The organism is Paraburkholderia sabiae, assembly GCF_030412785.1.
GTDB lineage: Bacteria > Pseudomonadota > Gammaproteobacteria > Burkholderiales > Burkholderiaceae > Paraburkholderia > Paraburkholderia sabiae.
The window spans coordinates 2,460,867-2,473,647 of the sequence record NZ_CP125295.1; the positions used below are offsets into that span (position 1 = coordinate 2,460,867).

Here is a 12,781-nt window from a genome sequence, read left to right on the forward strand (position 1 = left end):
ATCAGGTTCGTACTGCCGTGCTCGTTGCAGCGGGTTTGGCGGTGCGCACCGTGCGTTTGCTCTTCTTCGCCTTCAGGCCGAAGCTTTCCGTGAGACGGTCGAGTACGATCGCCAGCAGCACGACGCCCAGTCCGCCTTCGAAGCCGATGCCGATATCGAGCCGCTGGATGCCGCTCAGCACATACTCGCCGAGTCCGCCCGCGCCGATCATCGACGCGACCACGACCATCGACAGCGCCATCATGATGGTCTGGTTCACACCGGCCATGATCGACGGCAATGCATTCGGCAGCTGGATTTTCCAGAGCAGTTGCGAATCGGTGCTACCGAACGAGCGCCCTGCTTCGAGCAGTTCCTCACGCACCTGACGAATGCCGAGCGTGGTGAGACGCACGACGGGCGGCATCGAGAAAACGATCGTGGCGATCACGGCAGGCACGCGGCCGAGCCCGAACAGAATCACAGCGGGAATCAGATACACGAACGCGGGCATCGTCTGCATGAAATCGAGCAGCGAGCGCAGGATCACTTCCACGCGCTTGTTGCGCGCGCCCCAGATGCCAAGCGGCACGCCTATCACGAGACTGAAGAACGTCGCCGCGATCACCAGCGCGAGCGTCGACACCGTCTGCGCCCACAGGCCCATGTAGTGAATCACCATCAGCGCCGCGCCGACGAACACCGCGAACACCACGCCGCGCCGCCACAATGCGAACGCGACGAGAATCACGAGCATCGCGACGAACGGCACGGCGGCGAGTCCGTCTTCGAGCAGCTTGACGACAGCGCCCAGCGCGGCTGAAAACGCGTCGAAGCCGCCGCGGAAATGTTGAAAGAGAAAGTTGACGGCGTTTTCTGCAAACTTTCCGATGACTGACGAGTTCATGCTGCTCTCCGTTCCATGACCTGCTTGAGTATCGTGCGGCACGACACGACGCCTGCGAGCTTGCCCATCGTGTCGGTGACGGGTACGTCGTGTTCCTGGCTCAACGCGATCGTCGCGAGCTGATGCAGATCGGCATCGAGCGGAACGGCGTTCACGTCTCTCACGAATGCTTCGCGGATAGGATGCGCGCCCGACTTGTGCAGCGATGCCGGCGTGACGCAGCCCTGATAGCGGCCCGCTTCATCGCACACGTAGCCGCATTCCACGCCGCTATCGATCAGCTGATTCAGATATCGCTCGCACGGCGCACCGATATCGCACGAAATCAGTCCGCGTTCGACCGTCGTCATCAGGCTCGACGCCTTCAGGAAACGCGACACGTCGACATTGCGGAAGAAGTCGCGCACATAGGCATCGGCGGGCGACTGGATGAGTTCGGCGGGCGTGCCGACCTGAATCAGGCAACCGTCCTTCATGATGCCGATGCGGCCGCCGATCTTGATGGCTTCTTCGATATCGTGCGAAATGAACACGATGGTGCGCTGCTCTTCCTTTTGAAGCCGCAGCAGTTCGTTCTGCATTTCGAAGCGGATCAGCGGATCGAGTGCGGAGAACGCTTCGTCCATCAGCAGCACGGAAGGATTCACGGCGAGCGCGCGGGCCAAGCCGACGCGCTGTTGCATGCCGCCCGACAGTTCGCCCGGCAGCAGCTTTTCATACGAACCGAGGCCGACGCGCGTCAGCGCGCTGCGCGCCACTGCGTAGCGGTCCGCCTTCTTGAGACCCGCGACTTCGAGGCCGTACGCGATGTTGTCGAGCACCGTGCGGTTCGGCAGCAGCGCGAACGACTGGAACACCATCGCCATTTTCTTGCGGCGCACTTCGCGCAGCTCCAGCGTCGACATCGGCGCGATGTCGCGGTCTTCGAGAATCACCTGGCCCGACGTCGGCTCGATCAGCCGGTTCAGCAGGCGCACGAGCGTCGACTTGCCGGATCCCGACAGGCCCATCACGACGAAGATCTCGCCGGCCTTGACGCTCAGGCTCACGTCGTTGACGGCGACCATGTTGCCCGTCTGCTCGAAGATTTCGTTTCGTCCCAGGCCTTGCTTGATCAGCTCGACGGCTCGTTCGGGCTTCGGTCCGAAAATCTTCGACAGATTTCTGACCTTGAGGATATCGGTGCCGGACACGGCAATGGGTTTTGCCATCGCGGAAACATCTTCCGCCTGGAGTGCGCCCGGATGGAGTACGCCCTCGGGCGCAAATGTCAGGTTTGGGGTCATTCTGTCATCCCAACTGGCAAGTTCAGGAAAATGAAGCGCGCGACATTGCGAATGCGCGGGCCCTGAAGGTCGAACACAGGCGAAAAGACTCAATAGCAAGCGTCGCGCGGCGATCGACCAGAACAAGCCACTACTGATCACACGAAAGCCAGCATATTCGTGCGTGTTAGCGGTGTCTCATCGGTGCTTAGTGCATGGATTGCAGATTAGCAAGCCAAATTGGTCCATCCATCTACATTTTGTGCGCACTTATCCATACCTTTGGTAATGCAAGGCATTTGTGCAGCGTGCACTGAAAAGGTCACTGGATGGGACTGACTGGCTGAGCGCCAGCACTGGCGCGGCTTTGCGGCCGGTTCGGACATGCGCCGAGGCCGTCTGAAAGCCGCTTTCTTTCGTTATTCGAACGATGGTTTATAGGGAATGTCCCAGGGCGGTGACATTCATCCATCACTTTTGCGCTGTAAAAAGGCCGCTTTTTGGCGTGTAAACGGGGCTGTGCGGTGGCTATGCAGCTATCGCGACGCGGTGCGCCGATCGCTTTCATCGGAAAGGGACGAACCGGATGGGCCGACGCAGCCTTCCAGCGCGGCGATGGCTTTCTTCGCGACGGTCATCGTCTCTTCGCACACGGCGCGTTTGACGGAGCGCGGGCATCCGCCATTCGAACTGACCTGCTCGACGGCCGAGCGCGCCTTGTCGAGCGCGGCTTGCGGCGAGCCGGCATCCTTGATCAGCCTGGCGATATTGAAAGCGCTGCCGGATGGCAGCACGACGTAGTCGGGACAGGTGGATTCAGCGCGAACCTGCGTTGCAAGCAGCGTTGCACACGTGACAGGAACCAGCGCGGCAACGCGCGCCATGACGCCTGGAATGAATTGCATGATGGGCGACCTCCAGATAGACATCGATCCGCGAGTCCGGGTCACCCATTTCTAGTTCGTTGATTAGCAGCGCCGCGCAAATCGCATTTGCATCACACTTTATAGCTGCACATCCTTAAGCGCGACTGACGTGACTTGCGCTTTTCGCTTCCCGTTTCGTCTAACGAGTTGTTGTGCGGCGGCAGTTGACAGCGTGGGTCGAACAGCACCCTCTACGGCGTAGCGAGCGATGTGCCCGGCATCCGATGCACGGCGTTCGTGCATTGATGCATCAGAAGCGCGGATGGCATTCGAACGTGAGATCGGCCTCATGCGCTTCCAATGCCCTCACGCCTTTCGACGATTCCGACACCACGCTCGGCACTTCACCGCGTTGCGCGCAGAAATCGTTCGCACTCTGCATGACGGCCTTGTGGGATCTCGCCCAGGCGGCGCTTCCACCCGCGGCCGACGCATGGAGCGTAAAGCGCCCCGCATCGCCCGTCTGCACGACGGAACTGGTGCTCGCGCACGCCTGCGTCAGCAGCGGCACGAGCGCGAACACGGCGATGCGCGCGATCCGTTTTCGCGCGACGGCGCTCACGCGTTGCCTGACCAGATCGTTCAGACCTGACAGGACTTGACTCATTCCGAATGTTTTCACAGCGACCTCAAGGCTGATTGCTTGCACTGCACGATGCAGTGCATGACCACCCCGAAGTATGAATTGGCCCTGTCTCGCGATCAGCTATGGAAGTTGCAACACTGTGTTCGCCCGGTACAACGCTGCGCAACCGGACTATGCGCTTTGCTCAAAGCGCTTCCTGGCACAGCGACATCATTCGCTGCACCATCGTGCTCGCTTCGTTCAGTTCCATCTCGCTCGTAAAGAGTGCATTGACGCTCGACAGACGCACGGCGATGCCCGCCTCCAGCAGATCCTCGCTCGCGATCTTCAGCGCGAGCTGACCGATCCTGACGCGGTCGAGCCAATACATCTTCACGTCGTTCTTCGCGAGCCAGCGTCGGCAGCATTCGACGACATGATCGACGCGCCATTCCTGCGTCAGCGCATACGACGCCGCCGCGATGGCCACGAGATAACACAGCAGTTCGGGACGCGCGCTGTCCGCGTCATTGAATTCGGGCTTGAGCATGGGTTGTGGACCTCAATTCTGTTTGTCCAGTCTTCAATACGTGTGTGCTTTTGCACTGAAAACAACCTGCGCGCATGGCAGACGAGGGGCCCGGTCGAGCGCCTCGCTGCACCCCTCGCTGCACCCGCCTCGGCGAGTGTAATGGGCAAGTCTACGCCTGTTTGCGTACCCGCCGATTAACGGGCGCACACTCCGCGCAACGTCAGGTAGTCAGCCGCCGATAGGCGTTCAGATGGCGCAACAGGCCTTGCTTGTCGCCGAGATTTTCGAGCAGGATCGCGAGATTGTGATGCGCATCGGCATACGACGGATCAAGCGCAAGACAGCGCTCGTAACTGCGTTCCGCTTCGTCGAGCCGGTCGAGCCCTTCCAGCGCGACCGCGCGATTGAAATGCAGCACGGCGTCGTCGGGGAAATGATCCAGCGCATCATCGAACACGCGCAGCGCGTCGTCACAGCGCGCTTCCGTTTCGCACAGCAGCGCCCCGAGATCGACATAGGCGGCGTAAAACGGTTCCTTCGCCAGCTCGATCGCGTTCCGGTACGCCTGCTCCGCGCCCTTCACGTCCGATTTCATCAGCTGCCCGCCCAGGTCGTACCAGTCTTCGGCCTGGCGCGCGGCGTTTTCCGGCTTCGGCGCCGATTCGAGGAACACCACGTCCCCCTTGATTTCGGCGATTTCGAAGTCGAGCAATTGCTGCCCGGTGATCGCGTCCCACTGCGCGGGCCCCGTTCTCACCGCGATATCGTTGCCGACGGCCGTCACGCGGATGCCCGACAGCGGCAACTCGTCGGGCAGTTCGGCGCGCAGCCGCTTCAATGCCTGGATGATCCGGCGCGGCGGAATGTTCGACGCGCGCAATTGCAGCGCCGTTCTGAGCAACACGACGTCCTGAAACGTGAACCGCAGCGCATTGCGCGGCCCGCGCGACGGCGTGACGAAGCCGGCATCGACGAGTCCGGAAATGATGCGCCGCGAGACGCCGAGCATCGATTGCAATTCGCGCATCGTCAGGCTGTGCGGCGCGTCGTCTGGCGTCACTTGCGCGCCCGGACCTTCGCGGGCGCTTCGGCGGGCGCCTTGGCCGCACGCGCCGCCGGTTTGCGGGCACGCGGCGCCTGCGCGATCTCCGCAACCTCAGCGACGGGTTCGGCCGCCTTGCGCTTCGGCGCAGTGGCAGGCTTGGCCTTTGCGCCGCCACGCAGGCTCGCGCGCAATGCTTCCATCAGATCGATCACTTCGCCGCCTTCAGCGGGTGCGTCGGCGCGCTCGGTCGAGATCACCTGCTTGCCTTCGATCTTCCGGTCGATGGCCGCGAGGATGCGCTTCTTCTCTTCGTCCTCGTAGGCGGCGGGATCGTAATGATCCTCCGTGCCCTGCTCGATGATCTGCATCGCGAGCTTGAGTTCCGACGCCGACACGTCGACATGCTCGATATTCAGGTCTTTCAGCGAGCGCACTTCGTCCGCGAACAGCAGTTGCTGGAACACCAGCCCGTCGGCGGAAGGCCGCACCTGCACGATGCGCGTCTTGCCCCTGGACGCCCACTTCGCCAGCGCGCAACGGCCGCTTTCTGCGAGCGCCTGCTGCAGCAGGCTATACGGCTTGCCGCCACGGCGGTCGGGCGCGATGTAGTACGCCTTGTCGTAGTAGACGGGATCGACCGATTTTTCGGGAATGAAGGCCACGATCTCGACGACATGGCTCGCGCTTTCTTCCAGCGCTTTCAGTTCGTCGGCGGTAAATACGACGAATCGGTCCTTCTCGAACTCGTAGCCCTTCTTCATCGACGAACGCTCGACGACCGCGCCCGTCGATTCGGATATGTACTGCTGCTTCACGCGCGAACCGTCGGGCGCGAGCATGTTGAAGCGCACGTCGGACGAGCTTTCCGTCGCGGAGTACAGCTTGACGGGAATCGAAACGAGGCCGAACGAGAGGGACAACGATGCAATCGAGCGTGCCGCCATGAGCTTCTCCTCATGAGTTCCTTCCTGAACTGCGTCGATCTCCTGCCCGCCGGATGCACCGGGCAGGATCGTCACGCGCCCTGAAAAATACGCTGAACGCTTTCGCCAAGCTTAGCACCGCATTGGCATGGTTCAAGCTGTGCGGCGTATTGCTGCTCGCTGCTGTCCGACCGGACCGACCTCAGCCCGATCTCAGCCCAAAATCGGATGAGACTGGCCGGGAATCGGCCAGCCGCGGTTGTCCGTCGGCACAAGCTGGGTCTGAAATGCGACGAACAGCGCCTGGAAGCGCCCATCCACTTCGACCATCACCGCGCCGTCCTGAAACGTGCCGTTCTCCGACGAATGATCCCGCACGCGGCTGCCCTTCTGCGGCTTCGGGTTGCCCTGATTCATATGCGTTTCGTGCAGGCCGTCGTGCTGCGGCTCGAACAGGAAGCCGAAGCCGTACACGGTGACGCTCTTCGTCGGCTTCCAGCCGCGCCGCATATCGTTGCCGCTCTTGCCGGGATACAGATAATCGACGGGCGCCGCCGACATATCCAGCTGCAGCATCCCGTTGACGAGCGCGTTGATGTCGTTGTGCTCGGTCGCGGTATCGAGCGTGATGGGACGCATGCCCGACAGATCGACGAGGCGCGAATCATGCACGTAATCGAGCTTCGGAAAGCCGGTCTGCGTCAGCCCTGCGGGCAGCTTCGCGAGGTCGGCCGTCATGGGGTGATCGAAATACTGGTTCCATGCATATAGCACGTGATACCCCGCCGGGCCCGTGAGCGAACTGTCGGACTTCACGTTGGTGACGATGCGGAACTCGCCGCCGTTCGCGTCGTCGGCGACGATCACGTAGTGCGGATCGCCCTTGTAGCCGTCGAGAAAAGGCACGCCGAGTTTCAGCGTGCCCTTGAACACGACATAAACGTTCTGTTGCGCCAAGCCGTTGCTCCGTCGAAGTTATCGTGCAAACCGCACGTCAAAGCAGCGCGATCACGCGCACGTCGCCCTGCTCCGCTGACGCCACGACCTTGCCCGCCACGCGCCGGAACGTGATCGACACCGACGCGTCGCCGACGCGCAGATCGCCGATTTCGATCCAGTCGATGCCGTCCGGCAGCATCGGTTGCTCGATCAGCACTTCGCGCCGTTGCGCGTCGATCGTGATGCCGAGACATGCTTCCAGCATCATGAACGGCGAGCCGGCCGCCCAGGCTTGCGGCAGACACGCGACGGGGTAAGCCGTCGGCTGTTCGCCGCGGCGCCGCGGAAAGCCGCAAAAAAGCTCCGGCAGACGCATGTCGAAGTTGACGGCCGCCTGGAACAGCGCCTGCAGCAGCCGCACGGCCGCCGCCTTCGCGCCGTAGCGCGCGAGCCCGCGCGCGCACAGCGCGTTGTCGTGCGGCCAGACCGAGCCGTTGTGATACGCCATCGGATTGAAGCGCGGCTGGCCGGCCGCCAGCGTCCGTACGCCCCAGCCCGTGTGGAAGAGCGTCGATTCGAGCGCACGCGCCACGGCTTCCCCGCGTTCGCGCGACGGCAGCCCGAACGCCAGCAGATGACCCGCATTCGACGCCAGCACGCGGCACAGGTCGCCCTTGCCGTCGAGCGCGATGCCATAGAAGCTCGAATCGTCCATCCAGTATTTGTCTTCGACGCATGCGCGGATTGCCGTGGCGCGCTGCGTGTAGCGCACCGCGTCGTCGGACTGGCCGCGCAGCATCGCGAACTGCGCCATCGTGTCGAACGCGGCGCTCGCGTAGGCCTGCACTTCGACAAGCGCAATCGGCCCTTCAGGAAAGCGGCCGTCCGCATGGAACACGGAATCGTGGCTGTCCTTCCAGCCCTGGTTCGCGAGACCGCCGTCGGAAGCGCGCTGATAATCGAGCAGACCGTACACATTGCGGTCACACACGCCCGCGACCCACTTCGCCGCGAGTTCGAGCGCGGGCCACAGTTCGTCGACCAGTTGCGTGTCGCCCGTGCGCGCCACGTAGGCGCCCGCCAGCACGATGAAGAGCGGCGTCGTGTCGACCCCGCCGTAATACAGCGCGAACGGCACCTCGCCCGTCGCCGCCATTTCGCTGCGGCGCATCTCGTGCATGATCTTGCCGACGGCGGCGTCGCGGAACGCCGAATCTTCCTTCGCCTGATGCTCGGCCAGAAAACGCAGCACGCCGCGCGCGAGACCCGGCTGCAGCCACAGCATCTGCAGCGACGTGATCACGGCATCGCGCCCGAACGGCGTCGAGAACCACGGAATGCCCGCATACGGATACGGGCCGGTGGCGAGATCGGTGGTCAGCAGATTCAGGTCGGCTTGCGAGCGGTCGATCCACGCGTTGAACAGCGGATTGCTCGAGCGCACGCGCGCCGACGCGCGGCGCCGCTCGCGCATCACCAGGTGCGCATCGACGAGCGCCGCACGCACGGCCGAGCGTCCCACGCGCGGGCGCGCCGCGTCGATCTGCGACACGTGCAACTCGGTGACGGTACGGGTGGATTGCGGCACGTCGACCTCGGGCGTGCCCTTGTGCGCCGCGACCTCTACTGCCACCGACAGATAGATCGACACGCACGCCTGCGCCGGCAGCTTCACCGAATAGTCGGCGCGGTCCGCCAGCAGCTTGTCGGGCATCGGCGAGAATGCGACGCGCACGTGGCGCGCCACGTCGTCGAGGCCGACGTAGCCGAGCAGCACTTCGTTCTTGTGCACGCGCGGCGTTTCGACCGTGCCCTGCTTCGCGCGTTTGAGGCCGCGCACTTCGAACATGTCGCGGAAGTCGCTGGCAAAGGAGATCGACAGCGGCACCACGGCGTCCGTCGTGCCGTAGTTGGTCAGCTCGATCGCTTCGTTCATCACCGTGCCCGACAGCACGCGCACGCGTTCGACGTGAATCACGCCTTCCGGGGTGCTGTCGCCGCCGAGAGGCGGCAGCGGGCGGTTGGTCAGATGCGCGGTGAATGAGGTGTTGTCGCTGCCGACGCTGCCCGACAGCAGCGACGGCGCGCGGCCGCCGAACGTCAGGCGCAGCTGGGACAGCACGCGGGTATCGTTGACGAACAGGCCGTCGTCGCGGCCCGTGACGTCGCCCAGGGGATCGTTGACGATGAACGTGCCGCCCGATTTCAGCACATGCTGGGTCGCGCTCGCGACGTTCATGTTTTCCGGCGCGATGAATGCGCCGTCGCTCTCCTCGCCGCGATAGTCCACGCCGCCCTGATGGGACAGCCCGCCGAGTGCTTCTGGATCCTGCATCAGCTTGCTCCTGTGCTAGTGGCTTTGTTCGGTGATTGTAGAAGGTTCATGCGATTACGACAGAGGATAGTGCCGTCGGTGCCCCGATTCTTCATGAAATTTTCATTGAAAGGCAACCTGAAGGATGCATGGCACGGGTCGTGCTGTCGTGACGATCGCCACCGTTTTCATTGCCAGGCGGGGTGCAGATTGCGCACATTACTTCGTCATCCTTCCCAATCACAGCGCGTCGCAGCAAATAAAAAAGGCGCCGCTCCCCTCTTGCGGGAGCGGCGCCTGCGCTTCAGACGATGCCGCGGATAGCGGCCTTCAAAAGCGAGCCTGACTGTAGATAAGCTTTAGCGCTTCGCGATCGGCTTCGCTTCACGCGGCGTTTCGCCGACGAACAGCTGACGCGGACGGCCGATCTTCTGTTCAGGGTCGGCGATCATTTCGTTCCATTGCGCAATCCAGCCGACCGTGCGCGCGAGCGCGAAGATACACGTGAACATCGCGGTCGGAATGCCGAGCGCGCGTTGCACGATGCCCGAATAGAAGTCGACGTTCGGATATAGCTTGCGCGACACGAAGTATTCGTCTTCCAGCGCGATCTTTTCCAGTGCCATCGCGAGCTTGAACAGCGGGTCGTCATGCAGGCCCAGTTCGTTCAGCACTTCATGGCAGGTTTCGCGCATCAGCTTCGCACGCGGATCGTAGTTCTTGTAGACGCGATGGCCGAAGCCCATCAGCTTCACGCCCGAGTTCTTGTCCTTCACCTGCTCGATGAACTTCGGAATGTTATCGACCGAGCCGATTTCTTCCAGCATGTTCAGCGCGGCTTCATTTGCGCCGCCGTGCGCCGGGCCCCACAGACATGCAATACCGGCAGCGATACATGCGAACGGATTCGCGCCCGACGAACCGGCCAGACGCACCGTCGACGTCGATGCGTTCTGCTCATGGTCGGCGTGCAGGATCAGGATGCGATCGAGCGCGCGAACCAGCACGTCGTTGACCTTGTACTCTTCGGCCGGGTTCGAGAACATCATGTGCATGAAGTTCGCGCTGTACGACAGGTCGTTACGCGGATACACGAATGGCTGGCCGATCGAATACTTGTACGCCATCGCGACCAGCGTGGGCAGCTTCGCGATCATGCGGATCGCGGAGACATCGCGATGCAGCGGGTTACTGATGTCGAGCGAGTCGTGATAGAACGCCGACAATGCACCGACTGCCGCGACGAGAATCGCCATCGGGTGTGCATCGCGACGGAAGCCACGGAAGAAGAAATGCATCTGCTCGTGCACCATCGTGTGCTTCGTGACGGTGTCTTCGAATTCTTTCTTCTGCTGCGCGTTCGGCAGCTCGCCTTTCAGCAGCAGGTAGCACGTTTCGAGAAAGTCCGCGTTTTGCGCGAGGTTATCGATGGGATAGCCGCGATACAGCAGTTCGCCCTTATCGCCGTCGATATACGTGATTTCCGAGTTGCACGACGCCGTCGACATGAAGCCCGGATCGTAAGTGAACTTGCCCGTTTGCCCGTACAGCTTGCGAATGTCGATTACATCCGGACCCAACGATCCTTTATAAACGGGTAGTTCGATCTTCTCGTCGCTATCGGAAAACGACAGCGTGGCTTTGGTCGTTGATACGTTCATCTGGGATTCCTTTCGACATTGCATTGCTGGAGGCACGCGAAACACGTGAGACCGGGCTGCAGCGCATAACCTGCGCATTGAACGAATCATTCACGCACTCGCTACTGCGCGTATTGCCGCACCCGGCTGCCGTCAGCATTCTACGGTGCGCAAGCCGTTTGATTGCATCGCTTGCGCGCAACAATCCATCTCGCACCAAGCAATACTCGACGCGTGCACAAGCCTATTCGTCGACAGACAAATGAAAGTAAGCGCATCCAGTGCAACAATGTTTTGCTTCGGGGCAGGACGTCAAACGCAAGCGCGTCTGAGATACTGAACCTGTGTTTAGCTTCCCCTGCAAACACATTGCTGTCTTGGACCCGCCTTTTTTTGGCGGGTCTTTTTTAAAAGTCAGACACTGGAACAAACAGGAATAACGACAATGAACATGAACATCGACACGCTCTTTCCCGCGACCGAAGAAGCCGAAGAAGACATCGTCGTCACGGCCTTGAACCATCAGGACATCGTGCTCGCGATGTCGGCGGCGCTGGCGACGGAAAAGGTCGCCGTTCTGCACATGCTGTATCCGCGTACCGACGCGCGCACGCACCGCAGCCTCGACGAACTTGTCGACCGTCTGCACGGACATGGGCTGCATCAGGTCGCGCGCCTCGTTTCGCACGAAGCGCACTATCTGGTGTTCAAGGAACCGCAAAAGGCGTGGAAGGCATTCAACGAGATCCGCCACGACTCGCTCGCGATCGGCGTGCATCTCTACTACTGCGGTCTCGTCGGCGAACCGGCCGAGCGCGCGCTCGATATCGACGCGCACGCAAAAGACTGACCGGTCAACAAAGTCTCAACGCGTACCTTGAATGAACGCGTCGACGAAACGGTTGAAGGCGGCGGGATGCGCGAGATTCATTCCGTGCGATGCGCCCATCACCGTTTCGCGGCGCGCATCCGGCAGCCAGGTCGAGAGCGTTTCGGCCGCGCGCCGGAACATCAACGGACTCTTCTCGCCGTCGATCAGCAGCACAGGGCACTTCACGTCCGACGCGCTTTCAGGCGTGTAAGCGGGCAACGGATCGCGGAACTGACGCGCGAGGGTGTGTGCGTTGTCGGTGGCCATGCGCCGGAAACCCGGCGTGCTCTTCGACCAGAAACCCGGGCGGCTCACGGAATCGACGAATAGCTGCAAGCCCGCGTCGACCTCTCCTTCTTCGATCAGTTGCGCCGCGCGTGCACGCAGTGCGTTCACCGTCTCCGGCAAACTCGCGGGCGCACGGCCCGCGATCTGCAACGGCCCGCCCGGATCGGCGAGCGTCAGCGTCTTCACATGCTGCCCATGACGTCGCGCGAAGTGATACGCGACGCAGCCGCCCCGCGAATGACCGACGACATGCGCCGGTCCCGCGCCATACAGTTCGATGAACTGCGCGACTTCATCCGCGTGATCGCTCCAGCTGAACGGAAACGCATCGGGCGTATCCGTGACGGGCCAATAGTGCGTGAGACTCACGGCAACACAGCGATAACGCTTCGACAGACCCGCGAGTTGCGGCTCCCAGTAGCGGTAATCGCACAGCGAACCATGCACGAAGAGCAGCAGTTCGCCGTCGCCCTGTTCGACATACGGCATGCGCAGGCCGTTGGGCAATTCGATGGAAAGTGCGGATGAAGCGGGAGTCTGATTCACTGAACGAGGCAAGAATGAAAAGGCGCGCATTATCCACGATA

At 62.0% G+C, this 12,781-nt stretch carries 12 protein-coding genes; 1 reads left to right on the plus strand and 11 read right to left on the minus strand.

Annotated features, from left to right (window positions below; translation table 11 throughout):
* Position 1 precedes the first annotated feature (1 nt).
* The 10 genes from QEN71_RS11065 to gltA form a co-directional block, all read right to left on the minus strand.
* Positions 2-886 (minus strand): ABC transporter permease, encoded by an 885-nt coding sequence (locus tag QEN71_RS11065; protein WP_201652772.1) that lies wholly within the window; start codon positions 884-886, stop codon positions 2-4.
* Entirely contained in the window at positions 883-2,172 is a 1,290-nt protein-coding gene (locus QEN71_RS11070) for a quaternary amine ABC transporter ATP-binding protein (protein ID WP_201652769.1), read from the minus strand. Before QEN71_RS11070 ends, QEN71_RS11065 begins: the two co-directional genes overlap by 4 nt.
* Before the next feature lie 515 nt (positions 2,173-2,687).
* Positions 2,688-3,056, minus strand: coding sequence for a hypothetical protein (locus QEN71_RS11075; RefSeq protein ID WP_201652766.1), 369 nt, complete (start codon positions 3,054-3,056; stop codon positions 2,688-2,690).
* 271 nt (positions 3,057-3,327) lie between these two features.
* A complete protein-coding gene (locus tag QEN71_RS11080) occupies positions 3,328-3,684 on the minus strand; it encodes a hypothetical protein (protein ID WP_201652763.1) in 357 nt (118 codons plus the stop codon).
* 163 nt (positions 3,685-3,847) lie between these two features.
* Positions 3,848-4,192, minus strand: a complete 345-nt coding sequence (locus QEN71_RS11085; RefSeq protein WP_201652760.1) for a hypothetical protein — start codon at positions 4,190-4,192, stop codon at positions 3,848-3,850.
* 202 nt (positions 4,193-4,394) lie between these two features.
* A complete protein-coding gene (locus tag QEN71_RS11090; protein WP_201652914.1) occupies positions 4,395-5,201 on the minus strand; it encodes a tetratricopeptide repeat protein in 807 nt (268 codons plus the stop codon).
* Between the two features lie 29 nt (positions 5,202-5,230).
* A complete protein-coding gene (gene ku / locus QEN71_RS11095) occupies positions 5,231-6,163 on the minus strand; it encodes a non-homologous end joining protein Ku (RefSeq protein WP_201652757.1) in 933 nt (310 codons plus the stop codon).
* Between the two features lie 192 nt (positions 6,164-6,355).
* Positions 6,356-7,099 carry a YukJ family protein gene (locus tag QEN71_RS11100; RefSeq protein ID WP_201652753.1) on the minus strand — a complete coding sequence of 248 codons (744 nt, stop codon included), beginning with the start codon at positions 7,097-7,099 and terminating at the stop codon, positions 6,356-6,358.
* A gap of 37 nt (positions 7,100-7,136) precedes the next feature.
* Entirely contained in the window at positions 7,137-9,416 is a 2,280-nt protein-coding gene (locus tag QEN71_RS11105; RefSeq protein WP_201652750.1) for an amylo-alpha-1,6-glucosidase, read from the minus strand.
* Positions 9,417-9,754: 338 nt separating this feature from the next.
* Positions 9,755-11,056, minus strand: coding sequence for a citrate synthase (gene gltA, locus QEN71_RS11110; protein ID WP_201652747.1), 1,302 nt, complete (start codon positions 11,054-11,056; stop codon positions 9,755-9,757).
* 424 nt (positions 11,057-11,480) lie between these two features.
* Between gltA and QEN71_RS11115 the strand changes: the two genes are divergently transcribed.
* The gene (locus tag QEN71_RS11115; RefSeq protein WP_028364614.1) at positions 11,481-11,885 is read left to right on the plus strand and encodes a hypothetical protein; all 405 of its coding nucleotides are present in this window, start codon (positions 11,481-11,483) and stop codon (positions 11,883-11,885) included.
* Positions 11,886-11,900: 15 nt separating this feature from the next.
* On the opposite strand, the gene QEN71_RS11120 is transcribed toward QEN71_RS11115, so the two are convergent.
* A complete protein-coding gene (locus tag QEN71_RS11120) occupies positions 11,901-12,683 on the minus strand; it encodes an alpha/beta fold hydrolase (protein WP_201652911.1) in 783 nt (260 codons plus the stop codon).
* Positions 12,684-12,781: the final 98 nt, after the last annotated feature.

Bases quoted from the DNA above. Each gene is read 5' to 3' on its own strand.
- QEN71_RS11065 (WP_201652772.1), bottom strand. From the start codon at position 886: ATGAACTCGTCAGTCATCGGAAAGTTTGCAGAAAACGCCGTCAACTTT.
- QEN71_RS11105 (WP_201652750.1), bottom strand. From the start codon at position 9,416: ATGCAGGATCCAGAAGCACTCGGCGGGCTGTCCCATCAGGGCGGCGTG.
- QEN71_RS11120 (WP_201652911.1), bottom strand. From the start codon at position 12,683: ATGCCGTATGTCGAACAGGGCGACGGCGAACTGCTGCTCTTCGTGCAT.
- QEN71_RS11075 (WP_201652766.1), bottom strand. From the start codon at position 3,056: ATGCAATTCATTCCAGGCGTCATGGCGCGCGTTGCCGCGCTGGTTCCT.
- QEN71_RS11090 (WP_201652914.1), bottom strand. From the start codon at position 5,201: ATGCGCGAATTGCAATCGATGCTCGGCGTCTCGCGGCGCATCATTTCC.
- QEN71_RS11080 (WP_201652763.1), bottom strand. From the start codon at position 3,684: ATGAGTCAAGTCCTGTCAGGTCTGAACGATCTGGTCAGGCAACGCGTG.
- QEN71_RS11085 (WP_201652760.1), bottom strand. From the start codon at position 4,192: ATGCTCAAGCCCGAATTCAATGACGCGGACAGCGCGCGTCCCGAACTG.
- ku (WP_201652757.1), bottom strand. From the start codon at position 6,163: ATGGCGGCACGCTCGATTGCATCGTTGTCCCTCTCGTTCGGCCTCGTT.
- gltA (WP_201652747.1), bottom strand. From the start codon at position 11,056: ATGAACGTATCAACGACCAAAGCCACGCTGTCGTTTTCCGATAGCGAC.
- QEN71_RS11070 (WP_201652769.1), bottom strand. From the start codon at position 2,172: ATGACCCCAAACCTGACATTTGCGCCCGAGGGCGTACTCCATCCGGGC.
- QEN71_RS11115 (WP_028364614.1), top strand. From the start codon at position 11,481: ATGAACATGAACATCGACACGCTCTTTCCCGCGACCGAAGAAGCCGAA.